A 23409-nucleotide genomic window follows, 5' to 3' on the forward strand; every position below is an offset into this window, starting at 1 on the left:
ATCAATTTCACCAACAACAACTTAGTAATATCACCCAATTCTCTCCTGTTTAACTAGACCACCTCAAACTGGTTAAAAATGGTGTGGCCATTCCGTTGTCGCACATGAACATTATAGTAGACTTGGTTAACAAGACGGCGTATCAAGGTATGGATGTAGATGGCCTACGAGCTGCTTTAGAGAAACATGCCATCGAAGGGGCACTGGATTTTGCCGCGTTAGCCAGTACACTGCCTTATCAGCAGAATGCACCTTCGCCAGGCCTTCTCCAGCGCGTCCCTACATCCCGAGGCAACGAGTCGGATTTAACTCTCGAAGAGTTATTTACCGTTATCCATTGGATTGCCTTGCAAGAGGATATAAATTATCCCATTGCAAACGGCAAAGCGGGAAGAAAAATGTCTTATTACCGGTACGCGGAAGCCTTGCACGGCGTGAAGCATGGCACTCCTACCATTGAGGAAATGGTGCCGCGCACCCAATTCAAAGGGTATCCACCCGCTCTACTACATGGCCAAGGGATGAATTATGATTTCACTCACCACATACAATAATTTCACAAAAGCGCCCCGCCAGCTACTGACGGGGCGCTTTTGTTTCTTCAGCGGCTTAGGCTGCTTGCTTTGCGGCGGCACCTTTGGGGCTGCCCTGGCCGAGGATAATCAGCTTGGTGTAGCCCTGAAAACGCAGCCAGACCTAGTGCTTGGTGGGCGAGCTTTGGTAAGGCTTGGCTTGATTAAGCCGTTAAGAAGGAGGTTAATTCCGTTGAATACGTCAGCGTGAGCTGGTGCATGGCGCGGGTGCAGGCCACGTAGAGCATGCTTTTGTCGACCTCCGTGTGGTAGGTGCGGGCCGAGGCGAAGGGCACAATCACCTCATCAAACTCCAGGCCCTTCGCCAGGTGGGCCGTGGTGATGATGACGCCCTCCTGGAAGGTGGTGGACTCCTCCGTGAGCAGCTGCACCCCGGGGCCTTCCAGCGCCTGATACGCCGCCGTGGCCTGCCGCTGGGTTTTGCAGATAATGCCCAGCGAATGATTGCCGGAGCTTCGGAAAGTACTGACCAGGCCCTGAATGGCCTGCAGCTCCTCAGCCTGGCTGCCAAAGCGCGCCAGCACCGGCGCCGGCCCGTGCCGTTCGAGGGGCAGGATGTTCGGGTTGGGCGTGATGCGCTGCGCGAAGGCCGTAATCTCGACGGTGGAGCGGTAGCTGCGGTACAGCTTCACGACTTCGGCTTGCGGAAAAACGCGCTCAATGGTTTCGGCCGAAGAGGCGCTGTAGGGGTTCACCGTCTGGCTCACATCGCCCAGAATGGTCTTGCGGCACGCAAACAAGCGCGCCAGCACGGCGTATTGCACGGGGGTGTAGTCCTGCATCTCGTCTACCAGCAGGTGCTTCACGTGGTCGTAGGCGGTGAGGCCTTCCAGGCGCAGGCGCAGGTAAATCAGGGGGAACACGTCGGCGTATTCCAGGCGCTGGCCCTGGTGGTCCCACTTCAGTAGCTCGGGCTTGCCCAGCCAGCGATAAAAATCCCGGTACAGGTCCGGCACGTGGTGGAACCGGAACATGCGCGGAATGGCCTCCCCAATCGTGGCTTTCTCCTGGTTGGTGAGCTTGCGGCGGGTGGCGTCGCGCACGTAGGCGCGCACCTCCTCGGCCACCAGGGCAAAGCGCTTCAGGAGCGGCACGCGGTGCAGGGTCCGGAACTTGGCCAGCAGAAACGGCAGCGGCACCACGGTGCTGCCCACCCGCAGCTCCCGCACGGTGAAGTAGTGGTTCTCCACGTGCAGCAGGTACTGGTTGAGCTGGCCCAGGAACTCGAACGACGACTTGAACCGGATGCGCTCGACGAAGGCGGGGCTGGGGTTTTCGAGCAGCGCCGCCACCTGTTCGAAAAACGTCTGGAACGGCTGCTGGTGGTCGAGCAGGTCGGCGGCCAGCTCCTCCATGCCCAGCTCCGGAATGTGCTCTTCGCCCAGCTCGGGCAGCACGTTCGAGATGTAGTCGGCAAAGACCTTGTTGGGCGAAATGATGAGCACGTCTTTGGCCGCGATGCTCTCGCGGTAGCGGTAGAGCAGAAACGCGATGCGGTGCAGGGCAATGGAGGTTTTGCCCGAGCCGGCCACCCCCTGAATCACCATAACCGACGCGGTGTCGTTGCGAATCACCGCGTTCTGGTCCCGCTGAATGGTGGCGACGATGGTCTTCAGCTTGTCGTCCGACGACTTGGCCAGCTCGCGCTGCAGCACGTCGTCGTGAATGTTCACGTCGTTTTCGAGCATGAACTCCAGGCGGCCGTCCCGAATTTTGTATTGCCGCTTCCGCTCGATGGTGCCCCGCATCTCGCCCGAGGGCGTGGTGAAGGCCGCCGGCCCCGGCTCGAAATCATAGAACATGGACGAGATGGGTGCCCGCCAATCGTAGATGAGGCTTTGGCGCGTGCGCTCCTCGATAAAGGAATACATGCCGATATACACCGGCAGGACCGGCTGGCCCTGGGGCACGAAATCGAGGCGGCCGAAGTACGGCGACTGCCCCAGCTTCAGCAGCTTGCGCTTGCGGCCCACGGCGGCCTCGCCGGTAAACGCCATACGGTTGATGGACTGGTCGGCGGCCACCATGTCGGCCTCGTCCATCCCGGACTGGTGCTCGTGGATGTACTCCTTCTTCTCCCGCAGCTCGTCGGAATACTGCTTCACGCTGCCATCAATCCGCCGAATGGCCAGCGTGAGCTTCTCCTTTATTTCTTCCAGGTACTCTTTTTCTTCTTGTAGGGTGGCGTTCATTCCGGGCGACTTTTGGCAATATCCCGCAAAGGTCAGCGTAAATCTCGGTCTGCCGCAGCCCGATTGCCCGACGACTTCCTGCGCTCATTGCAAACCAGGGTGCAGAACCGTACCCGGTGCGCTTGCCAGAACCACTCCCCTACCGGCTCACCACCTCGTTCAGCCGCAGCCGCTGCTCAATCGCCTCGGTGGCCACTTCCAGAATATCGAAGGCATTCCTGGACATCGTATTTTGCTCAAAGCGGACCAGCTGGCGGCCCTGGTCTTCCATCTTCGTCGCATCGCACGATTATTCCACCTCGGCAAGTCCCTTAAAAGACGAAACTCTGGCTGCGGTACCAGCCAGGGTTTCAAAGAAGCAGGTGGTATGAACACCTACCTTCTTTCTCCAACATGAGAGATAAACGTGTGTTAAAACTACTTCAGGCAGTCGGTAAGGCTGTTCTGATGGGAGTGTTTACTTATAGAAGAATGTACTTCCCTCTCGCGGATTCCAGCTTTTCAACTGCTGTCCTAGTCGGTTCAGGACAGCTGGCTCTGTAAGGACAAAAAACTCGCAACGATGGTAATGCGGCACTGCATAGCCATTTCGAACCTGAATTCGGATTGCAGATGCTCCATTTGGTGCATAGCAAAACACTTCCAGTTGGAGATAATCCCAGGTTAAATCGTCATCATCAATAGAATTAAATTTTACCCTGCTCTCGATATTCTGCGGAAAATCGGCCAACTCCTGTCCGAATGGCTTGAACATGTCGTCGTACCCGTACATCGATAGTTCAGTAGTTGTTTCACCATTCGATAAGGTAATGTTGTAGTGTAACAGCCCATCCCCATCATCCCAACCTATTACTCCAATTTTTATGATGTCCATTTACTATTAATCCTTTAAAGCCATAGTTCGCCCACTCCCCTACCGGCTCACCACTTCATTCAGCCGCAGCCGCTGCTCAATGGCCTCGGTGGCCACTTCCAGAATATCGAAGGCATTCCGGGCCATGGTGTTTTCGCTGTCGAGCGTGGGGTTGATTTCCACCATCTCAAAGCACACCACCCGGTCGTTTTCGAGCAGGGCGCGGCACAGGGCCATGGCTTCGGGCACGTCGAGGCCCAGCTCTACGGGGGTACCGGTGCCCTTGCTGAAGCGCGAATCCAGCGAGTCCACGTCGAAGGAAATGTACACCATGTCGCAGAAGCGGAGCTGCTCGTAAATCTCGCGGGCCACCTGGCGCGGGCCTTTGGCGCGGAACTCGGGGAGCTTGAAGTTCTTGATGCCTAGCTGGTCGATGATGGCGTTTTCCTGCTCTTCGGTGTCACGCACCACCACATACACCAGGTGGTCGGGCGTCATTTTGGGGCCGGGCTCGCCCAGGTCCTGCAGGCGGCGCCAGAAGAATTCGGTTTCCGGGTCGGGCTGGTTGCGTTGGTGGTTCAGGTTGTCCTGGCCCAGGGCGGCGGCCAGGGGCATGCCGTGCACGTTGCCGCTGGGCGTGGTGTAGGGCGAGTGAATGTCGGCGTGAGCGTCAATCCAGACCACGCCCAGGGTTTTGTGCGGGTACGTGGCCTTGATGCCGGCGATGGTGGCGTTGGCGCTGCTGTGGTCGCCAGCCAGCACCAGCGGAAACTCGCCGAAGCGCAGGGTCTGCTCCACGGCGTTGGCGATGCCCTTCTGCACGGTGTAGATGCTGTCGATGTGCTTGGCGAAGGGGAAGTGGTTCTTATCGAAGAGCACGTGGTTCAAATCCGGCACCACCACTGAGTTGAAGCGCCGGAAGTAGTCGGAGCCTTTGTTGAGGCAGGCCACGCGCAGGGCATCAGGGCCCATGCTTGCGCCGCGCGTACCGGCCCCCAGTTCGGAGCGGACTTCCAGTAATTTTATACGTTTCATCGGGCGGGAATTTTGGGATAGCGGGATGGCGGCATCGTTTTTTAGTGGTTAGTGATTAGTGGTTAACGGTTAATTTTCTTGTTGCCAAGAAATTAATCACTAATCACTAACCGCTAATCACTAGAATCACGCTGCCTTGCGTCAGGGGATATGCCCTGACGTAGCCAAGTCGCTAATATTCCATCGTCACGATGCGAGGCGGGACCCCCGGAGAACAATCAGCAGTTCCCCGGTTATTATCCTAACCCCGGCGGTACTTTTGTACTGCCCACCGCAAAGGTCGGGCTTTTCCGCCGTTTTCAACACCTGATGGATACTTATCACGACCTCATCTCCCAAACCTTCGATTTTCCCACGGCCGATTTCACCGTCCAGAACCACGAGCTCCGCTTCCACGACATCGACCTGATGGCCCTCGTAGCGAAGTACGGCACCCCGCTGCGCCTCACGTATTTACCCAAAATCAGCTCCCAGATTCAGCGGGCCAAGCAGTGGTTTGCCGACGGCATCGCCGAAACCGGCTACCAGGGCAAGTACACCTACGCCTACTGCACCAAGTCGTCGCACTTCAAATTCGTACTCGAAGAAGCCCTGAAAAACGACGTGGACCTCGAAACCTCGTCGTGCTTCGACATCAGCATCATCCGGGCGCTGTTTGCGCAGGGCGCGTTCGAGCGCAGCAAGTACATCATCTGCAACGGCTTCAAAACCGAGGACTACAAAAGAGAGGTAGTGGGCCTGCTCAACGACGGCTTCGTGAACTGCATTCCGATTCTGGACTCGCCGAGCGAAATCGACTACTACCTGGCGCACGTGCAGCCGGCGGCCACCAAAACCAAGCTGGGCCTGCGCTTAGCTTCCGATGAGGAGCCGCGCTTCCAGTTCTACACCTCGCGCCTGGGCGTTCGCTACGCCGATGCCCTGCCGCTCTACGAGCAGCGCATCAAAGACGACCCGCGCTTCGAGCTCACCATGCTGCACTACTTCATCAGCAGCGGCATCAAGGACACGTCCTATTACTGGACCGAGCTGAGCCGCTTCGTGCACAAGTACTGCGAGCTGCGCAAGGTGTGCCCCACCCTCACCACCATTGATATCGGCGGCGGCCTGCCCATCCAAACCAGCATCCAGGCCGAGTACGACTACCCCTACATGGTGGCCGAAATCCTGCGCACCATCCAGCGCATCTGCGCCGAAGAGGGCGTGCCCGAGCCCCACATTTTTACCGAGTTCGGCATCTTCACGGTGGGCGAAAGCGGGGCCACCATCTACAGCATTCTCGACGAGAAGCTGCAGAACGACAAGGAGCTCTGGTACATGATTGACGGCTCGTTCATCACCAACCTGCCCGATACCTGGGCCCTGAACCAGCGCTTCATCATGCTGGCCCTCAACGGCTGGAGCAAGTCGTACAAGAAGATTCAGCTCGGCGGTCTCACCTGCGACTCGCAGGACTACTACAACGCCGAGAAGCATATCTACCAGACGTTCCTGCCCGAGCGCAAGCCCGCCGATGCCGAGCCGCTCTACGTGGGCTTCTTCCACACCGGCGCGTATCAGGAGAGCCTGAGCGGCTACGGCGGCATCAAGCACTGCCTCATCCCGGCCCCGCAGCACGTTATTCTTGACCGCGCCGAAGACGGTACGCTGATTGACACGGTTTTTGCTCCCGAGCAGGACGCGGCCAGCATGATGCGGATTCTTGGATACCAATAATCCAATTTTCGCGTTACGGAATAGTAACAAAATATTGGGCTGACTGCTTATCTTTGGAGCCCAACCCCGTCATCCCTCACCCGTTTTTATATCATTATGAAAAAGTTCGTTCTGCTCGCCGCCGGCTTCGCGGCCCTCTCGCTGGGTGCCTGCAACCGTCAGAAGTGCCCCGCCTACAGCAGCACCAAGGAAGCCAACCGCGTTTCCTCGCCGATTATGGCCAGCACGGCTACGCCCGCAGCGCACCAGTAGAGCGTTCAGGTTTTGAAGTAAAGAGGCCGGCTTCCCGCATGGGAGGCCGGCCTCTTTTTATGAATTTTTCAGGCAAAAAAACAGCACGTCATGCCGAGCGCAGCCGAGGCATCTCGCATGGGGTAGTACTCCAATCGTTGGCAACGCTGACCTTCGGTTGAACGATGCGAGCGAGATACTTCGACTACGCTCAGCATGACCGTTTTTATTGGTAGTTACGCTCCCAGAATAATATCCGTCGCCGCCCGCAAGCCCACCACTCGGGGCGTGAAATCCACCGCTTCCGTTTCCCCTACCATAATGCCACGCACGCCGATATTGGCCCCAGCTTCCATGTCGCGGTACCGGTCGCCCACTATCCAGCACTGGGCGGGGTCGAGGCGGAAGCGGGCTACGGCTTTCTCGAACATACCCGAATCGGGCTTGCGCAGAATAGAGTCGCTCACGCTGGGGTGGGCATCGCTGAAATAAAGAGCGTCGAGCAAGTGGCCGCAGGCATCCTGCAATTTGGCGTGGCAGGCGTGCACCTCGGCGGCGGTATAGAGCTTTTTGGCGATGCCGGCCTGGTTGGTAACGACCACGAGATAATACCCGGCGGCCTTGAGGCGGGCCAGGCTCTCGGGCACGCCGGGGCTGACGATGAAGTCGTCGAGCTTCCAGACGTAGTCCCCGATTTCGTCGTTCAGGACGCCGTCGCGGTCCAGAAATATGGCTTTGTTGGTTGTTGTCATTAGAACAAAGAAAGTAGCGCGAGCTTTGTAGTTCGCGCTACAGCACTACGATATGAAAATTGCCATCATCGGCGGCGGCATCAGCGGCCTCACCCTGGCCTGGTACCTGCAGAAGGCCGGCGTACCCTACGAGCTGTTCGAGGCCGATGCGCGCCCCGGCGGCAACCTCCACACCTGGGCCACGCCGGAAGGCTACCTGCTCGAAACCGGCCCCAACTCCTTACAGCTGAGCACCGAGCTGGAGGAGCTGCTGGCTGACCTGGGCCTCACCGACCAGATTCAGGAGTCGGCCGCCGTGAGCCAGCACCGCTACGTGCTGCGCGGCGGGCGCTACCGCCAGCTGCCCGGCTCCCCCCCCGCCCTGCTCACCAACAGTTTTTTCAGCCTGAAAGCCAAGTGGCAGCTATTGAAAGAATTTCGCCAGCCCGCCGCGCCCATTGACGTCCACGAAACTGTAGCCCAATTCTTCCGCCGCCGCTTCGGCTCCGAAATCGTAGACTACGCCGTCAATCCCTTCATGGCCGGCATCTACGCCGGCGACCCCGAACAGCTGCTGCTGCACAAAACCTTTCCGCAGCTGGCGGCCCTGGAGCAGCAGTACGGCTCGGTGTTGCGCGGGCTGGCCAAAACCGGCAAAGCCGCGCCGCGCCGTCGCATCATCACCCTCAAAGGCGGCGTGCAGACCATTACCGATACGCTGGCGGCCCGGCTCACCAGCTACCAGCCCGGCACTGCCGTCACGGCTATTTCCCGCGCCACCGATGGCACTTACCAGCTGGAGCTGCGTGGCCCCCAGGGCCTGGCCGCTGCGCCCGGCTACTCGCACCTGGCCCTGGCCCTACCGGCCTACGCCGCCGCGCCGCTGCTGCAACCGTTGTTTGCCGAGGCAGCGGCGGCGCTGGCCGCCGTGCACTACCCGCCCATGAGCGTGGTGTTCTCGGCCTACGACCAAGCTGCCGTAGCGCACCCGCTCAACGGCTTTGGAGCATTGCATCCCAAGGTGGAAGGAACCTACGCGGCGGGCTCCATCTGGACTAGCAGCATTTACCCGCAGCGAGTGCCGGCTGGGCAAGTGCTGTTTACCACGTTCGTGGGCGGCACGCAGTACGAAGCCGCCGCGCTGCAGCCCGAGGATGTGCAGAAAGCCGCCGTGCACGCCGAGTTGAGTACATTCTACGGCATCACGGGCGCGCCGCGCTGGCAAGGGCGCTACCTGTGGCCGCGCAGCATTCCGCAGTACGATGCCCGGATTATGGCCGCCCACGCCACCACCGATGCCCTGGCTCGCGAGCACGTAGTGGCCGTGGCCAACTGGCGCGCCGGCGTGAGTGTGCCCGACTGCATCCGCCACGCCCGCCGCACGGCGGAAGCGCTAGCCGCTCAGTAAAATAATAATCTCAATCAGTTTGTCTTTTAATTATCACAATATTTGTTATTATTGATATTAATTGACTAAACAGGGCCTCAGAAGCTTGGGTGCTCATGCAGCTTCGTGCGGCAAAGGCCTATCTTTGCTTCAACTACTACCCCATGAGCGAAGGCCTCGTCCTGATTCCTACCTACAACGAGCGCGAAAATGCGGAGCTGATTATCCGCAAGGTGATGTCGCTGCCACGAGCTTTCGACGTATTGATTATCGACGACGGCTCGCCCGATGGCACGGCCGCCATTGTGCGCGGCTTACAGGCCGAGTTTCCAGGCCGCCTTTTCCTAGAAGAGCGGGCGGGCAAGCAGGGCCTGGGCACGGCCTACCTGCACGGCTTTCGTTGGGCGCTGGGCCACGGCTACGAGTACATATTTGAGATGGACGCCGACTTCTCGCACAACCCCGACGACCTAATGCGCCTGCACGATGCCTGCGCTTTGGAAGGCTACGACCTGGCCGTGGGCTCACGCTACATCCAGGGCGTGAACGTGGTAAACTGGCCCATGTCACGGGTGCTGATGTCATATTTTGCTTCCTGGTACGTGCGCCTGATTACGGGCATGCCCATCAGCGACGCCACGGCGGGCTTCAAATGCTACACGGCGCGGGTGCTGCGGGCCATCGACCTGGCCAACATTCATTTTGTGGGCTACGCGTTTCAGATTGAGATGAAATGGCTGGCTTACCAGCTGGGCTTCCGCATCAAGGAAGTCCCCATCATTTTCACCGACCGCACCCGGGGCACCTCCAAAATGTCGACGGGCATTGTGCACGAAGCTTTTTTCGGGGTGCTCCAGATGAAAGCAGACAGCTGGTTCCGCCCGCTGAAGCGGGTGGTGCGCTAGCCCATTCCGCTGGTCTTTGCAGGCGTCGGCGTGAGTACTGGCTGCTAGACGCACTTGGTCCGCTGTATCTTGGCGCTACGCATGGAAAACACGCCCCTGTTCTGGCTGCTCTTTACAACGTTCATTATCGGGCTGCTACTGCTTGATTTGTTGGTTTTCAACCGCAATGCTCACGAAATTAAACTGCGTGAAGCCTTGGGGTGGAGTGCCTTTTGGGTGGCGCTGTCGCTGGCGTTCAACTACGTGGTGTACCGCACCATGGGCCCCCAGGCCGGGCTGCAATGGCTGACCGGCTACTTGGTAGAAAAAGCCCTGAGCGTGGACAACCTCTTTGTCTTTTTGCTCATTTTCAGCTATTTCAAAGTGCCGGCGCAGTACCAGCACCGCATCTTGTTTTGGGGCGTGCTGGGCGCATTGATTTTGCGGGCGGTATTTATTCTGGTGGGCGGGGCGCTGCTGGCCAGGTTCCACTTCCTGATTTACCTGCTGGGGGCTTTCCTGATGTACACCGGCGTTAAGATGGGCCTGAGCGGCGACGCGCCCGAAATCGACCCCGAGCACAACCCCGTGGTACGCTTTCTCAGCCGCCACTTGCCCATCACCCGGCAGATTGAGGGCGACCAGTTCTTTGTGCGGCGCGACGGGGTGCGCTTTGCCACGCCCCTTTTCGTAGTGCTGGTGATGGTGGAAACCACCGATGTGGTGTTTGCCGCCGACTCCATTCCCGCCATTCTGGCCATCACCCGCGACACGTTCATCGTATTCACATCCAATGTGTTTGCGCTACTGGGGCTGCGGGCCATGTACTTTGCCCTGGCCAGCATGATGCGCCTGTTTCACTACCTGCACTACGGTCTTTCGCTCATTTTGGTGTTCATTGGGGCCAAAATCCTACTTGAAAGTTTTTTTGCAATCCCGATGCCCGTGGCGCTGGGCGTGGTGGGCGGCTTGCTTGTGCTGAGTGTGCTGGCCTCATTGATTTGGCCCAAACAAGCGGCCTGATTTCCGTTCGCGTTGCTCACGCCAGCACGCACCCACGTTCATTGAATTACTCGATGCCCTGGGCCGCCTCGTGCTGGCCGTGCCCGTGGGCAAAGCCGCAGAGCTGAGTCTGAACGTGGAGCATCTGCCAGCTGGTATTTACCTGCTGCGCGTGGCGTATGAAACCGGCATGGTTACGCGCCGCATCGCGGTACAATAACTCAACAGCACCAGAATGCAATAAAGGGGATGCGCCAAGGTTGGCGCAGCCCCCTTATTGTTTAAAGTTGGAATATAAAGCTGGATGTAGAGATGCGACCCTTCGCGCTTCGGCGTTGAAAGCTCGCCAAATGGCGCAGTCCTGGAAACGCGAAGGGTCGCGTTTCTACGTTTAGTTGGGGGCTTTCGGAGGCTCTTCATCCGGGGCCGGGGCTCCGGAGTTCACCCCGGCATCGGGGGCGGCCCCGGTATTGAGCAGGTCAATCAGGTTGAGGGGCTCAAACTGGCTGGAATCAGCGGCTGCCGTGACGCGGGTTGTATCGGGCCGCGTGGCGAAGGACATGTACTGACGGGCCGGGCCATTGAGACGCAGTGAGTACGGCAGACTTTCGCGGTCGTTGTTGGTGATAAGGCCCCGGGTGGCCATAATATCGGCAATAAGCCGGAAGAAATAGCGGGTACTACGGCGCAGGTCGCCGTAGGCATCGAAGGAGTAACGGGCGAATTTCGGCTTGGGAATAATGCTGGCCAGGTACAGGCTTTCGGCCAAGTTGAGCTCGGCGGGGCGCTTGCCGTAGTAGAATAAGGCGGCGTCTTTCACGCCGTACACCCCGCGCTTGCCGCTGGGCCAGCGGTACTTGCTGGGGCCCCACTCAATGATGTTGAGGTAAACCTCAAACATGCGCTGCTTGCTGGCCATCCGGGTGTTTTCGAGCAGCCACACAATGAGGGCTTCCTCCACCTTCCGGGCCACGGTTTTTTGGCGGGTCAGAAACACGTTTTTGACCAGCTGCATGGAAATGGTGCTGCCGCCGCGGGCAAAGCGCCGCTCCTTAATATTTTGAATGGCCGACTTCACAAACGCCTTTTCCATAAAGCCCTTGTGCGTGAAAAAGCGCGGGTCCTCGGCCGTCGTGATGGCGTGAATCAGATAAGACGACACCTGGTTGTAGGGCACAAAATCGGGGTTGACGGGCCCCACGGCGAAGGTGCGCACAGAGTCGCCTTTATCGTTGTACACCGTGTGCCGGAAGGCGGTGTTCAGCTTACTCAGGTCCTCTTCGCCAAAGCTGGTCAGCTTAAAATCCTTGCCCCGCAGGCTGGAATCGAATTTCAGGCTGTCGACGCGGGCCAGGTCCACGCTGCCGCTCATGCGGTAGGTGAGCGTGCCGGTGCCGGTGGTGCCCCGCACCTCATCGAAAATACCGGTGGGCAGGGATGAGAAAAAGTCGTTGGCCTCCGTTTCAGCCGAGCGCACGCTGATGCTCACCGCGCGGCTGGGCTTCAGGCGCACGCTAATTTCGGGGTACAGCACGATTTTATTCACCGTCAGCAGGCTGCCTTTTTCGAGCGCGGCCGTGCCCCGGCCCAGGCGGGCCACAAAATCCAACGTCCCGCGCTTCACCTCAATCTCGTTGGAGGCCAGCTTGGGATGGTAGAGGCTGAAGTTGCGGGCGGCCAGCGAGCCGCGCACCATGAGGTGCCCGCCGGTGTCGTCGTCGTCGAACTCCTTGCTATCCAGCCGCACCAGCACGGTATCGAAACTCACCAGCGCCCCGAAGCGGCGCGGCACGTAGGGCAGCTGCACCGAGCCGCCCACCCCAAACACCCGCGCCGTGAGGGCGTAGTCGCCCGGCGAGATATGCCCGCTGATACCCAGCTCGTTCACCACCGAATCGATGCTGGCCGTGAGGCGGCCCGAAATGTCGCCGTCTTCAATCTTGAGCTCGGGCAAGCGCAGCAGCGCCGTGTGGCGCGGCCCCAGGTAGCTGACGTAAAAATCCTTGAAAAGCGCCTCGCCAGGCACGTTGTCGAACGCCGTTTCGAGCACTTGGTTCAGCAGCAGACCGTAGTTGGTGCCCTTGGTGGTATCGCGGGGTACGGTGCTGGCTTTTTGTTTTTTTACCAGAAAGCCGTAGTTGTCGGATGTAGCCGATTCGCGGGCCGTGAGGCGCGCCGTAATAATTTCGAGGCCGCTGAAAACCGGCCGGCCCGCAAACAGGGAGCGCACGCTCAGGCTGGCTTGCAGGAGCTTGGCCGTGAGCAGCGTATCAGTCGGCGCGGCTTTGGGAACCAGGCTCAAGCCGGCAATTTCCACGGTTTTGAAGCCCGCAAAACGCGCTGGCCCCAGCGTGAGGATAACCGGATATTTACGCTCAACCTTGGCCTTCACCTCGCCCAGCGCATAGGTCAGCAACTGTTGGCGCTTCCACTGAAACACGGCGAATGCCAGCAGCAGCAGCGCAGCCAGGCTGCCCAGAATGCCGATAAGAAGTCGTTTGGTGGAGGGAGATATTTGCACGGAACTCAGTAAGGTGGGCGGCTTAGCCAACGTCAAAGGTAAGAAAAACGAAGGCGTAGGCTGAATACGAAAGACAACTGGCCCGCGGTCAACTCTCATTCTTCTTTGTAAAGAGGGGATTTTTTCGTTCCGTGCCGCTCGTTCGGCCCGTACTTTTGCTCCATGCCCAGCCCCCTCCTTGCCCTCTCGCCCCTCGACGGGCGCTACGCCCGCGCCACCGCTCCTTTGGCCACGCGCTTCTCCGAAATGGCCCTGATACGCTACCGCGTACTGGTCGAAATCGAATACTTTATCGCCCTGGCCGAGCTGCCGCTACCCCAGCTGCGGGAGGTGTCGCCGGGAGTTTTTCCGCAGCTGCGCCAGCTCTACGAAGGCTTCTCGGAGGCCGATGCCGAGGCCGTGAAGGCCCACGAAGCCGTGACTAACCACGACGTGAAGGCCGTGGAGTACTGGCTGCGCGACGAGTTTACCCGATTGGGCCTTGGCGCATTCGTCGAATTTATTCACTTCGGCCTCACTTCGCAGGACATCAACAACACCGCCATTCCGCTCAGCTTCCGGGATGCGCTGATGGGCGTGCTGCTGCCCGCCTACGCCCAGGTGCGCAACGCCCTGGCTGCCCGCGCGCAGGAATGGCAGGCCATTCCCATGCTGGCCCGCACCCACGGCCAGCCCGCCTCGCCCACCCGGCTGGGCAAGGAAATTGAGGTGTTTGTGGCCCGGCTCGATGCGCAGGTGACGCTGCTGGCCCAGGTGCCGTTCGGGGCCAAGTTTGGCGGGGCCACCGGCAATTTCAACGCCCACTACGTGGCCTACCCGGCCACCGACTGGCACGCCTTCGCCACCACCTTCGTGAACGACCGGCTGGGCCTGCACCGCTCCTTCCCCACCACCCAGATTGAGCACTACGACCACCTCGCGGCCCATTGCGACGCCCTCAAACGCCTCAATACCATCCTACTCGACCTGGCCCGCGACGTCTGGCAGTACATCTCGCTTGGCTACTTCAAGCAAACCATCAAGGCGGGCGAGGTGGGCTCCTCGGCCATGCCGCACAAGGTGAACCCCATCGATTTTGAGAATGCCGAAGGCAATTTTGGCGTGGCCAATGCGCTGCTTGAACACTTTGCTGCCAAGCTGCCCATCTCCCGCCTCCAGCGCGACCTCACCGACTCCACGGTGCTGCGCAACCTGGGCGTGCCGCTCGGCCACGCCCTCATCGCCCTCGGAGCCTTACAGCGCGGCCTGGGCAAGCTGGCCCTCGATGAAACCGCCCTGCACCGCGACCTGGAAGCCAACTGGGCCGTGGTGGCCGAAGGCATCCAGACCATCTTGAGAAGAGAAGCCTACCCCGACCCCTACAACGCCCTCAAAGCCCTCACCCGCACCGGCGAAGCCATTTCGGCCGCCAGCATCGGGGCGTTTATTGAGGGGCTGGACGTGAGCGCAAGCGTGAAGGCTGAACTACGCGCCATCACGCCGCACACGTACACGGGGGCCCCCGCCGTGGTGCCGCCCACCCCGCCCCTGGCGTAGGGTGCGTTTCCGCCCACTTGCCGGCAAGCCCGCCCCATCCGTTGATGGTGGCGGGCTTTTTTGGTCGGGCCAGCTTCCGGCCGCGCCGGGCACGGTTACCTTTGGCCCCTAATCCGGCCCTTCGCACCTCGTAATTTACCCCTGCTCGTGACCCTGCACCCCGACTGCCGCCACTTTCGCGGCGACCTCCCCTGCCGCCCCAACAAAACCGACGGCTACGTGTGCGAGAGCTGTCCGGTGTATGCGCCCGTGACGCAACGGGTGCTCATCATCAAGCTCGGAGCCATCGGCGATGTTATTCGGACCACGCCCCTGCTGCGGCGGCTGCGCCAGGAGCGGCCCGGCTGCGCCATTACCTGGCTCACGCTCACGCCCGCCATCCTGCCGCAGGGGGAGATTGAGGAGATTCTAAAATTCGATTTTGCCAGCGCCCTGCAGCTCCAGGCCCGGCAGTTCGACGTGGTAATTAACCTCGATAAGGAGAAGGAAGCCTGCGCTCTGCTGAACACCATTGAGGCCAAGGAGAAATACGGCTACGCCCTGCGCCCCCACGACGGCGTGGCCTGGCCCGTGAATGCGCTGGCCGAGCACAAGTTCCTCACCGGCGTGTTCGACCAGGTGAGCCAGGCCAACACCAAGCCCTACGTGCAGGAAATATTTGAGCTCTGCGGCTTCGATTTCCGGGGCGAAGAGTACGTGTTCGACACCCACGACGACAAGGGCTACAACTGGGCCGCTCTGCCACCCGCCCGCCCGCGAATCGGCCTCAACACCGGCTGCGGCGACCGGTGGACCACCCGCCTCTGGAGCGACGCCAAGTGGATAACCCTCATCGAGGGCCTGCAAGCGGCCGGCTACACCCCCGTGCTGCTCGGTGGCGAGGCCGAAGATGCCCGCAACCGCGTGCTGCACGCCACTACCGGCGCGGCCTACCTTGGCACCTTTCCCCTCCCCCAGTTCATCAACCTGATGAACCAGATGGACGGCATTGTGACGCAGGTGACCATGGGCATGCACATCAGCATCGCGCTGCGCAAGCCCACTATTCTGATGAATAACATCTTTAATCCCCACGAATTCGACCTCTACGGCCGGGGCCAAATCGTGGGACCGGATAAGGACTGCGTATGCTTCTATCGCGGCAGTTGCAAATTAGGCACCAGCTGCATGGAAGATTTGCCGGCCGAAAAGGTGCTGCAAGCCGTGCGCGAAAGTGTGCCCGGTCACCTCACCCCCTGACCCCCTCTCCAAAAAAGAGGGGGCACCGGGTTTGCGCCTGACGAACTTGTCCTAATAATTGTCCTCACGAGCCGGTGTCGCCTCTTTTTTGGAGAGGGGGTCAGGGGGTGAGGTTAGCCCGCTACTTCCTTCAGCGCCGCCACCATTATCGGCCAGGAAAACTGCTTTTTCTGCACCCGCACGCCAGCTTCGAACATTTCTTCCCGCTTCCCGGCGTAGAAATCGACCACGGCATCGGCAATGGCAGCCGGCGTGGGCGGCACCACGTAGCCCACCACGCCATTCGGAATTAATTCGGCCAGCCCGCCCACGTCCGTCACCAGCATGGGCCGCTCGAAGTGATAGGCAATTTGCGACACCCCGCTTTGCGTGGCGTTTTTGTAGGGCTGCATAATTAAATCGGCCGCGCAGAAATAATTTACCACGGCGTTATTCGGAATAAAATCCGTGGCCCTAATTATCTTGTTTTCTAATTGATGATGCTTAATTAGCTCTTCATACGGCGCGGCATCTTCGTAAAATTCGCCGGCAATTATGAGCTTAATTGGCAACGCCGCCACGCGCGTATCCGCGAAAGCTTCCAGCAGAATATCCAGCCCTTTGTAGGCCCGGATAAACCCAAAAAACAGCAAATATCCCAACGTAGCCGGCAGCCCCAACGCAGCCAGCGCGGCTGATTTAGCTTTTATAGGGCCGAAATTATCGTACAGCGGATGGGGCCGATAAAGCGCCGGCTTTTGCCCAAACCCCAGCCGCTGCAAGTCGCTCAGCACGCTGCGGCTCATGGTCACAAATCCATCGCAGGCACTCAGGAAATAGCGTGTCAGCGGGCCGTCGCCGGGCCGCTTTTCGTGCGGAATTACATTGTCGGTGATGGCCACCACGCGGGTGTGCCCGTTGCCGCGCACCAGCCGCGCCACCGTGCCCAGCGCCGGCCCCATAACGGGCAGCCAGAACCGAAAAACCACTAAATCGGGCCGTTCCCGCCGCAATTTCCGCCCCACTCGCACCCAGGAAACCGGGTTCACCGAATTCAGGCTCACTTCGATAGCCAAATCAGTGGGCCCAGGCTCAGTACTGAACTGCGTTTGCCCCGGAAATAGAAAGTCCGGGTATTGCAGCGAAAACGTCACGATGCGCACCTCGTCGCCGGCTTCGTGAAATGCCCGCGCCAACCGTTCATTATAGGTGGCCAGGCCGCCTCGCAACGGATACGCTGGCCCAATTATTACGACTTTCATTTCATTTAACATTTATCAATCAACATTTAACAATCGGACGGCAACAAACTGCACTGCCGTTAAATGTTAATTGATAAATGTTAAATGAATTTAATTAAGCTTTTCCCGCACCAGATAATCGTTGCGGCGCGGCCCGTTCAGCTGCACCATTTCAGCCAGAAAACCCGACAGAAACAGCATCACCCCAATAATTACAGCCGTCAGGGCCAGAAAAAAAAGGGGCTGGTCCGTCACGTTACGGGCCCGCAGGTTGTGCAGCGAAAGCCACACCTTCTCGCCCACCACCCACAGCGTGAGCAGTATCCCCACAAAGAACGATAAGCTCCCTAGCGTCCCAAAGAAGTGCATCGGCCGCCTTCTGAACCGGCTCACAAACGTGATGCTGGCCAAATCCAGGAAGCCGTAAACAAACCGCTCCAGCCCAAATTTGGTCACGCCGTATTTACGCTCTTGGTGCTGCACCACCTTCTCCCCAATTTTACGAAACCCGTTCCATTTCGCAATCACGGGAATGTAGCGGTGCATTTCGCCGTACACCTCAATGCTTTTCACCACCCGCTGGTCGTATGATTTTAGTCCGCAGTTGAAATCGTGCAGTTGAATGCCCGATATCCACCGCGTCGCCCCATTAAAAAGCTTAGTCGGGATGGTTTTGGTCAGCGGGTCAAACCGCTTCTGCTTCCAGCCGCTCACCAGGTCATATTTGTCCTCCACAATCATGCGGTACAGCTCGGGCAATTCCTCGGGCGAATCCTGCAAATCAGCGTCCATGGTGCAAATCACGCGGCCCCGGGCCGCCTCAAAGCCCACATTCAGCGCCGCCGACTTGCCATAGTTCCGATTGAAGCGAATGCCACGCAGGGTGGCGTCGTCCACGGCCAGCGCTTCCATCACGGCCCAGGAATCATCCGTCGAGCCATCGTCAATCAGAATCAACTCATACGTCAGCCCGTTGGCCTGTAGCACCCGCGCAATCCAGCGCGTTAGCTCAGGCAACGATTCTGCTTCGTTCAGCAGCGGAATCACGATGGAAATTTCCACCGGAAAAATAGCAGGTGATTTATTCAAACTCGGGCTTGGAATTTTTGGTAATCGCTGACACAACCAGTGCAATCAAAAAACCGAACAGCAACGAGCCAAGGATGCCGAATAGCACCATCCAGCCGCCGGAGCTGAATTTTTGCATCATGCTGACGGCCTGGTCAATCTGCTCGTCACTCATGCCGCCCTTTTCTTCCATTTTCGCCCGCGTCGTGTCCATCACGCGACTCATATACTCGGGGTCAATGAACTTCATGTAAACAAAGCTGAACGCCGTGGACAGCGTTCCCGATATGATGCTCATCACCGCACCAATACCTAGGCCTTCTGAATAATTCATAAAGCCGTGATTTGCCGCTTTGTAGGCATTGTGCGCCAGCACCATCCCGCCTATCAAAATGACTAACCCTAGCCAACGTACCGGCGATTGGTCAGTCTGCGTCACAAATAGGATGAAGGAGAAAATAATGCTTATAACGCCCGTAAGAAGGCCGTAGCGCACGCCCACCGATGTGGTCGTAATCGAAGAAGTAGCGTTTGTTTCCATAGGAGTTGGGTGAATGGTTGAAATAGACTGAAAGGTAAACTGAATTATTCCCGAAAAAATATGCCGCCCGGCAACGCCAGCACCAACCCAAATAGCAATACCACGGCGAAGTTACTGGTCGCTAAATCTTTCGCGGTTAAGTTATCCACGTTCTGCAGCTGCAGCCGAATTTCCTGCTCACTGCGCATCACCTTGGGATTTTCGCGTTGCTGCGCCATTACAATTTCCTTCACTTCGGCTCGGTTGCGCGCCAACGCCGGTTCGCCCACCCCGTAGGCCAGAGTCAACACACTACTTGCCGATATTACGGCCGCAATCAGTACCGTCAGCAAGCCCACACCCAGCGAGCGTCTCAAACCGGGTTTTTCGGGCTGCAGCTTCTTCCGCAATACCCATTCGCTGGTCAAGGCCGCCAATGGCACCAATAGCTGCGCCAGCACTTGCTTCGGGCCAAAGCCATTGTTACCAGTCAGTTGCAGGCCCAGCATCCACAGGCCGCAGGCCAGTCCCGCGCCCACACCAAACCGTAGCGCAAGGCGCGTTACCAAACGCGAAGTTGGGGCATCCGCCATCGCATTGGATTCCGCAGAAGAAATAGCCATAAATTAAGGTGCCGATTAAAGCCGCAAGATACGCCCAGTGGCTGCTACCAGCGGGTTGTTGTCCCGCTCGATATCCAGCTAAGCGGCTTGCTTAATTTTAGCCGAAATTGTTTGACGGGAGCCAAAACGCACCAACAATACCTCCGCTAGTAAGCCCAACAACGCCGCCAGCAAACAGTAGCGCCAAAGTGGCTGCCCAGTCTGTTCAGCTTCAAACCGAGCCAACCCGGCACCGTCGGCACCGGCTTCCACCACCTGGATATTGGGCCGATTAGGCCCAATCAATTGGCGCAATTCGGCAGCCGAATATGCCGCCAGTTCCGATTCTTGCTTGCTTTGATTAAATGCCAGCGTCGTCAGTACTTTATTCTGGCGACGCACTTGGTAAAAGCCTGGTTCCTGCATGCTCTCCGGCAAGGACAGCTGCACCTCCTGTCCCACCATCCGTTGCGCTGGAATCAGCGTCAGGCTGTCTTTCACCAAGCGCAGGCCCGTTTCATTGGCTTGCTCGGTGCGGCGCGCAGCTTGGGTTGGCTCCACCGGCAATTTCAGAGCCAGCGAATTCTGAGTAAGCTGGTAAGCTGGCAATTGCTCGTTTCGGTAGCTCAGCATGGCCATCCGGTACATCACCGGCACAAACAACGCATGCGTGCTAAAGTCCGAATAGGCCTTTTCAAACGGGGCTGAAAAGACGTACACTTGGCCCGCACCGCTTCCAAAACCAGCCAAATAGCTTTCGCCATCCTGCAAGCGCAAAATGTCTTTCCCCGTGCGCGCCCACCGCAACACCGGCGCCACTCGGGGCATCGTCACCGCTCGTTGGCGTGCCCCGAATACATCCCGGAAGAACGGCTCTTGTGCGTTCGGCATAGCCACGTTTCGCAGTTCCGGAACAGCAGCCGCAGCCTCCCACTGCACCGTTCCCAACCCCAAATCCCTAAACAGTTGCTGGTATGAAGCGTGAGCACCAACCAGCGGCGACGGTACCACTACCACGCTTCCCCCACGCTGGACCACCGCCCGCAAAGCCTCGCGTAAGCCCGCATCAACTATTGTCAGGCCACGCACCAATACCAAGTTAGCTTGCCTCAACACCCCATAATCTAACCGCTCAGGTCTGGTATAGGTGTAGTTAAAAAGTGACTCATTTGCATACAGTTGTTGAGCAACTAGTTCCGCTCCAATTTCCAAAATATTGATATTGGTAGCGGGTTGCAAGGTGAAATAATACGTGTTGTCAAACGTCACCGGCGCATCCTCGGTCACAACCCGCCCCAATGCGACCAAAGTATCACTCACCTGCACCTGCACCACTGAAGTAGCCACCTCGCCAGCCGCAAGTCTCACGCGAAAGGCCGCAACCTGCTTTCCAGTCAAAAACACTTTCACCGGACAGTCGCTCAATTCAACACTACCTCCATTCCGCATCCGGATATGTAAACTCAAATTCGTCCGCAAACGCACAAATGCATCATCAACCCAAACGCTGTCCACATAGACATTTGCTGTTTCCTTGCCCTTCACCGGCACCAGCACCACCGTCCGCTTGCTATCCAAGCCTTCAAATACCTTTGAATTAAAAGCGCTTTTTTGAAAATCAGACAGTAGATAAAGTTGAGTATTGCTCGTGTTGACTAAGCTTTTAGCAGCATCGGCTTGCGCGTCTAACTTCAGTTCATCTAAAGCAACCTTATATGAAACCTTATTATCAACCCTTTTCCCAGAATTCAGCAATTTCAATCGTGTGTCAGCCCTACCACCAGCTTCTAAACTTTGAGCCATTGAAATGCCCTCCTGAAACAAAGAAGATTGGGTGTTCCCATTCACCTGCATGCTAAATGAATTATCTACGACCACGCCGCCAGCACTTACATCAATAAGCCTTGTAGCCGGGACGAAAGGTTGACAAAACATCAGTACCAGTGCACAAAGAGTAAAAACGCGAGCCAGCATTATCAATAAATGCTGTAGCCGTCGGTGCTGCATCGTCACCAAAGAGACTTCTTTTATAAAAGCAGTATTGGTAAACAGCAAACGCTTTGGCTTGCGTAACTGCAACAAATGGATGGCAATCGGGATAGCAATTGCCGCCAATCCAAATAAAAACCAAGGGTGTAATAATTTCATAGGTACTCTCTGTAATGCACCAAGTGGGACACTCATCACCCGTAAGTTTACAAACAGATTAAGAGACTTACGTTATCGGGACTTACGCAATCGGCTTACGGGTGCTCTTTCTCGCAGAAGTTCGCAGATTTTCTTATCTGACCTCTGTGAATCTCCGCATTTTTCCCGCTGCGAATTTCTGCGAGAAATCTACCGTGTGTAATTCTTGGTTATAAACCTCAATATGAGTAATTTATTAACTTTAGGACGGGTGTAATTCAAAACTACGCGGTTGGTTTTTTAAACAGGTCCGTGAGCAAGTTCATTTGAGGGATTTTCAGTGCCGAGCGTAAGCGTACGAGCCGGTCGAGTCCGCCATTGGACCAGCGCTGACCGCTTCGTTTGAGGCGCACCTAGAGCAGGGTGCGATGGGCGGCCTCGACGGGCCCGCTGCCGCAGAGCAGCCCGCGTTGGCGGAACAGGTCGTAGCGCAGGCGGGCGCGGTTGGTGCGCAGGTAGGAGACAAGTTGGGCGGCCAGCGGAGCCGCCAGGCCGGGTAAGGCCGCCAGGGCCCGTTCCACGGCCGGACTCTGGCCGGCCCAGAGGCGGGCGTATGGGGCGGGCAGCCAGGGGGCGGGCGCATTGGCAGCCTGGGCGGCGGCGGCGAGCTTTTCGGCCACGTGGTAGAAGTCCAGGATGTGCGTGGCGTGGGGATAGGATGCTTGTAGCCAGTGGTGAATCCACTGCGCCCCGTCGGTGACAAATACTTGGTCGGCGTGCGCGTCGGGTGGCAGCACGCGCTCAAAGCGTTGGGTAAAGGTGGCAAAGGGGCCCCGCTGGGCCACGTATTGGGACGGGCCGGTCTCCCCGACCGGGGCACTGGCCGGGGCACTGGCCGGGGCACTGGCCGGGGCACTGGCCGGGGCGCTGTGCTGGAAGACGCGACCCACTTTCACCTCCTGCCAGCCCGTGTCGGTGAAAAGCATCGAGCCGTCGACCATGCCGTAGACCGGCCCCGGCCCGGCGCTCACCCCCGGGCAGGGCGCATCCAGGCCGGCAGCGGGCAGGGCCTGGGCGGCGGCCTGGGTGCGGCGGTAAACCTGGGTCGTGCTCACGCGGATGCCCAGCAGCGATTCGACCAGCGGCGGCACCTGGGCAAAGACGTGCTCAGCGGCCAGCAACACGAGTTTGGCCTGCAGGTAGGGGCTGGTGCGCGAGCCCAGCACCGGGGCGCTGAACGGGTTGGTTTTGGCGATGGCTACGCGCCCGAACCGGGTCTGGACACTGTTTTTTTTTGCTTGTTGGCCGGCACCGGCCCCAGCGTCTGTTCCAGCACCGAACGCCCCAGGGCTGTCCACAACTGGTCAAACTTCTCTTCCAGCGTGTAAAAATCCGGCTCCTGGCCGATAGCGCGCAACTCGTCGTATTGGGCGGCGGCCAGCGCCAGGTAGGCTTCTTTCGTCATTGGGGATAAGCAGGTAGTGAATACCCCAAGTTACCACCCCAACGCGTAGTTTTGAATTACACCCCTTTAGGACTTACGCAAAAGCCAGGGCTGGTTTGATTAATTCATATCTCATGTACGCATCCAAAAAGCCTTGTTTGAGTTGATAAACCGTCTGTTGGGTCTGGTAAGCGACTTGTTTGAGGCGGGTCCAGGCCCGCACGGCCAGGGCGATGTGGTTGCGTTGGCTGCGGGCCAGCCGACACTGGCAGGCCTGCACGCCGGTGAGTTGCTTGAGTTCACGGTGAAACTGCTCAATCGTCCAGCGGACGCTGCTTTCTTGTTCGGCAGCGGCCATGTCGCGGGGCTCCGCCTCGTTGGTCACGAGGTAATCCGTCCGGTGGGTGGACACCCGTACGCGGAAGAGTTTCAATTTGCAATCCTTAGAAGCTGTTTGAGTTAATTTTGCAAGATGGATACCTCCGCTATTTTGACCCGAAAGTTATAT

22 protein-coding genes and 1 pseudogene are annotated in these 23409 nt (G+C 58.3%); 9 read left to right on the forward strand and 14 right to left on the reverse strand.

The window, feature by feature from the left end:
* Window positions 1-104 precede the first annotated feature (104 nt).
* On the forward strand, window positions 105-554 hold the full coding sequence (locus IEW17_RS18685; RefSeq protein WP_229749133.1) for a hypothetical protein: 450 nt from the start codon (window positions 105-107) through the stop codon (window positions 552-554).
* Window positions 555-736: 182 nt separating this feature from the next.
* Here the strand turns inward: IEW17_RS18685 and IEW17_RS18690 are convergent, their stop codons facing one another.
* From IEW17_RS18690 to IEW17_RS18700, 4 genes are all read right to left on the reverse strand, one after another.
* Window positions 737-2785 carry a HelD family protein gene (locus IEW17_RS18690; protein WP_188563584.1) on the reverse strand — a complete coding sequence of 683 codons (2049 nt, stop codon included), beginning with the start codon at window positions 2783-2785 and terminating at the stop codon, window positions 737-739.
* Window positions 2786-2924: 139 nt separating this feature from the next.
* Window positions 2925-3056, reverse strand: a complete 132-nt coding sequence (locus tag IEW17_RS21290; RefSeq protein WP_262891853.1) for a hypothetical protein — start codon at window positions 3054-3056, stop codon at window positions 2925-2927.
* Window positions 3057-3242: 186 nt separating this feature from the next.
* Window positions 3243-3659, reverse strand: coding sequence for a hypothetical protein (locus IEW17_RS18695; protein WP_188563585.1), 417 nt, complete (start codon window positions 3657-3659; stop codon window positions 3243-3245).
* Between the two features lie 39 nt (window positions 3660-3698).
* Entirely contained in the window at window positions 3699-4673 is a 975-nt protein-coding gene (locus tag IEW17_RS18700) for an arginase (protein ID WP_188563586.1), read from the reverse strand.
* A 309-nt stretch (window positions 4674-4982) separates the two neighbouring features.
* Between IEW17_RS18700 and IEW17_RS18705 the strand changes: the two genes are divergently transcribed.
* The gene (locus IEW17_RS18705) at window positions 4983-6389 is read left to right on the forward strand and encodes a type III PLP-dependent enzyme domain-containing protein (protein WP_188563587.1); all 1407 of its coding nucleotides are present in this window, start codon (window positions 4983-4985) and stop codon (window positions 6387-6389) included.
* 96 nt (window positions 6390-6485) lie between these two features.
* Window positions 6486-6641, forward strand: coding sequence for a hypothetical protein (locus IEW17_RS18710; RefSeq protein WP_188563588.1), 156 nt, complete (start codon window positions 6486-6488; stop codon window positions 6639-6641).
* A gap of 215 nt (window positions 6642-6856) precedes the next feature.
* On the opposite strand, the gene IEW17_RS18715 is transcribed toward IEW17_RS18710, so the two are convergent.
* Complete coding sequence (locus tag IEW17_RS18715) at window positions 6857-7372, reverse strand: D-glycero-alpha-D-manno-heptose-1,7-bisphosphate 7-phosphatase (RefSeq protein WP_188563589.1); 516 nt, start codon at window positions 7370-7372, stop codon at window positions 6857-6859.
* 52 nt (window positions 7373-7424) lie between these two features.
* Between IEW17_RS18715 and hemG the strand changes: the two genes are divergently transcribed.
* The 4 genes from hemG to IEW17_RS18735 all read left to right on the forward strand — a co-directional run bounded on the left by hemG (window position 7425) and on the right by IEW17_RS18735 (window position 10844).
* A complete protein-coding gene (hemG, locus tag IEW17_RS18720) occupies window positions 7425-8759 on the forward strand; it encodes a protoporphyrinogen oxidase (RefSeq protein WP_188563590.1) in 1335 nt (444 codons plus the stop codon).
* A gap of 143 nt (window positions 8760-8902) precedes the next feature.
* The gene (locus IEW17_RS18725) at window positions 8903-9643 is read left to right on the forward strand and encodes a polyprenol monophosphomannose synthase (RefSeq protein WP_188563591.1); all 741 of its coding nucleotides are present in this window, start codon (window positions 8903-8905) and stop codon (window positions 9641-9643) included.
* An 81-nt stretch (window positions 9644-9724) separates the two neighbouring features.
* Complete coding sequence (locus IEW17_RS18730; protein WP_188563592.1) at window positions 9725-10645, forward strand: TerC family protein; 921 nt, start codon at window positions 9725-9727, stop codon at window positions 10643-10645.
* 40 nt (window positions 10646-10685) lie between these two features.
* Window positions 10686-10844 (forward strand): T9SS type A sorting domain-containing protein, encoded by a 159-nt coding sequence (locus tag IEW17_RS18735; protein ID WP_262891854.1) that lies wholly within the window; start codon window positions 10686-10688, stop codon window positions 10842-10844.
* A 171-nt stretch (window positions 10845-11015) separates the two neighbouring features.
* On the opposite strand, the gene IEW17_RS18740 is transcribed toward IEW17_RS18735, so the two are convergent.
* Window positions 11016-13145 carry a transglycosylase domain-containing protein gene (locus tag IEW17_RS18740; protein WP_188563594.1) on the reverse strand — a complete coding sequence of 710 codons (2130 nt, stop codon included), beginning with the start codon at window positions 13143-13145 and terminating at the stop codon, window positions 11016-11018.
* A 162-nt stretch (window positions 13146-13307) separates the two neighbouring features.
* Between IEW17_RS18740 and purB the strand changes: the two genes are divergently transcribed.
* Together purB and IEW17_RS18750 are read left to right on the forward strand one after the other, a co-directional pair.
* A complete protein-coding gene (gene purB, locus IEW17_RS18745) occupies window positions 13308-14681 on the forward strand; it encodes an adenylosuccinate lyase (protein ID WP_188563595.1) in 1374 nt (457 codons plus the stop codon).
* Window positions 14682-14828: 147 nt separating this feature from the next.
* Complete coding sequence (locus IEW17_RS18750; protein WP_188563596.1) at window positions 14829-15920, forward strand: glycosyltransferase family 9 protein; 1092 nt, start codon at window positions 14829-14831, stop codon at window positions 15918-15920.
* A gap of 113 nt (window positions 15921-16033) precedes the next feature.
* On the opposite strand, the gene IEW17_RS18755 is transcribed toward IEW17_RS18750, so the two are convergent.
* The 8 genes and pseudogenes from IEW17_RS18755 to IEW17_RS18790 all read right to left on the reverse strand — a co-directional run.
* Complete coding sequence (locus IEW17_RS18755) at window positions 16034-17161, reverse strand: glycosyltransferase (RefSeq protein WP_188563597.1); 1128 nt, start codon at window positions 17159-17161, stop codon at window positions 16034-16036.
* Between the two features lie 90 nt (window positions 17162-17251).
* Window positions 17252-18202 (reverse strand): glycosyltransferase family 2 protein, encoded by a 951-nt coding sequence (locus IEW17_RS18760; protein ID WP_373286174.1) that lies wholly within the window; start codon window positions 18200-18202, stop codon window positions 17252-17254.
* Window positions 18203-18221: 19 nt separating this feature from the next.
* Complete coding sequence (locus IEW17_RS18765; protein ID WP_188563598.1) at window positions 18222-18749, reverse strand: DUF4199 domain-containing protein; 528 nt, start codon at window positions 18747-18749, stop codon at window positions 18222-18224.
* 44 nt (window positions 18750-18793) lie between these two features.
* Complete coding sequence (locus tag IEW17_RS18770; RefSeq protein ID WP_188563599.1) at window positions 18794-19351, reverse strand: DUF4199 domain-containing protein; 558 nt, start codon at window positions 19349-19351, stop codon at window positions 18794-18796.
* 78 nt (window positions 19352-19429) lie between these two features.
* Complete coding sequence (locus tag IEW17_RS18775; RefSeq protein ID WP_188563600.1) at window positions 19430-21478, reverse strand: BatA domain-containing protein; 2049 nt, start codon at window positions 21476-21478, stop codon at window positions 19430-19432.
* A 392-nt stretch (window positions 21479-21870) separates the two neighbouring features.
* The gene (locus IEW17_RS18780; RefSeq protein ID WP_188563601.1) at window positions 21871-22683 is read right to left on the reverse strand and encodes a hypothetical protein; all 813 of its coding nucleotides are present in this window, start codon (window positions 22681-22683) and stop codon (window positions 21871-21873) included.
* A gap of 32 nt (window positions 22684-22715) precedes the next feature.
* The gene (locus IEW17_RS18785) at window positions 22716-22922 is read right to left on the reverse strand and encodes a hypothetical protein (RefSeq protein ID WP_109654994.1); all 207 of its coding nucleotides are present in this window, start codon (window positions 22920-22922) and stop codon (window positions 22716-22718) included.
* 73 nt (window positions 22923-22995) lie between these two features.
* Window positions 22996-23346: pseudogene (locus IEW17_RS18790) on the reverse strand (transposase); the annotation flags it as partial.
* Window positions 23347-23409 lie beyond the last annotated feature (63 nt).

It is taken from the genome of Hymenobacter frigidus, assembly GCF_014640435.1.
GTDB lineage: Bacteria > Bacteroidota > Bacteroidia > Cytophagales > Hymenobacteraceae > Hymenobacter > Hymenobacter frigidus.

Bases quoted from the DNA above. Each gene is read 5' to 3' on its own strand.
- IEW17_RS18775 (WP_188563600.1), bottom strand. From the start codon at position 21,478: ATGAAATTATTACACCCTTGGTTTTTATTTGGATTGGCGGCAATTGCT.
- hemG (WP_188563590.1), top strand. From the start codon at position 7,425: ATGAAAATTGCCATCATCGGCGGCGGCATCAGCGGCCTCACCCTGGCC.
- IEW17_RS21290 (WP_262891853.1), bottom strand. From the start codon at position 3,056: ATGGAAGACCAGGGCCGCCAGCTGGTCCGCTTTGAGCAAAATACGATG.
- IEW17_RS18695 (WP_188563585.1), bottom strand. From the start codon at position 3,659: ATGGACATCATAAAAATTGGAGTAATAGGTTGGGATGATGGGGATGGG.
- IEW17_RS18715 (WP_188563589.1), bottom strand. From the start codon at position 7,372: ATGACAACAACCAACAAAGCCATATTTCTGGACCGCGACGGCGTCCTG.
- IEW17_RS18770 (WP_188563599.1), bottom strand. From the start codon at position 19,351: ATGGCTATTTCTTCTGCGGAATCCAATGCGATGGCGGATGCCCCAACT.
- IEW17_RS18700 (WP_188563586.1), bottom strand. From the start codon at position 4,673: ATGAAACGTATAAAATTACTGGAAGTCCGCTCCGAACTGGGGGCCGGT.
- IEW17_RS18755 (WP_188563597.1), bottom strand. From the start codon at position 17,161: ATGAAAGTCGTAATAATTGGGCCAGCGTATCCGTTGCGAGGCGGCCTG.
- IEW17_RS18690 (WP_188563584.1), bottom strand. From the start codon at position 2,785: ATGAACGCCACCCTACAAGAAGAAAAAGAGTACCTGGAAGAAATAAAG.
- IEW17_RS18765 (WP_188563598.1), bottom strand. From the start codon at position 18,749: ATGGAAACAAACGCTACTTCTTCGATTACGACCACATCGGTGGGCGTG.
- IEW17_RS18710 (WP_188563588.1), top strand. From the start codon at position 6,486: ATGAAAAAGTTCGTTCTGCTCGCCGCCGGCTTCGCGGCCCTCTCGCTG.
- IEW17_RS18785 (WP_109654994.1), bottom strand. From the start codon at position 22,922: ATGACGAAAGAAGCCTACCTGGCGCTGGCCGCCGCCCAATACGACGAG.
- IEW17_RS18705 (WP_188563587.1), top strand. From the start codon at position 4,983: ATGGATACTTATCACGACCTCATCTCCCAAACCTTCGATTTTCCCACG.
- IEW17_RS18725 (WP_188563591.1), top strand. From the start codon at position 8,903: ATGAGCGAAGGCCTCGTCCTGATTCCTACCTACAACGAGCGCGAAAAT.
- IEW17_RS18685 (WP_229749133.1), top strand. From the start codon at position 105: ATGAACATTATAGTAGACTTGGTTAACAAGACGGCGTATCAAGGTATG.
- IEW17_RS18730 (WP_188563592.1), top strand. From the start codon at position 9,725: ATGGAAAACACGCCCCTGTTCTGGCTGCTCTTTACAACGTTCATTATC.
- purB (WP_188563595.1), top strand. From the start codon at position 13,308: ATGCCCAGCCCCCTCCTTGCCCTCTCGCCCCTCGACGGGCGCTACGCC.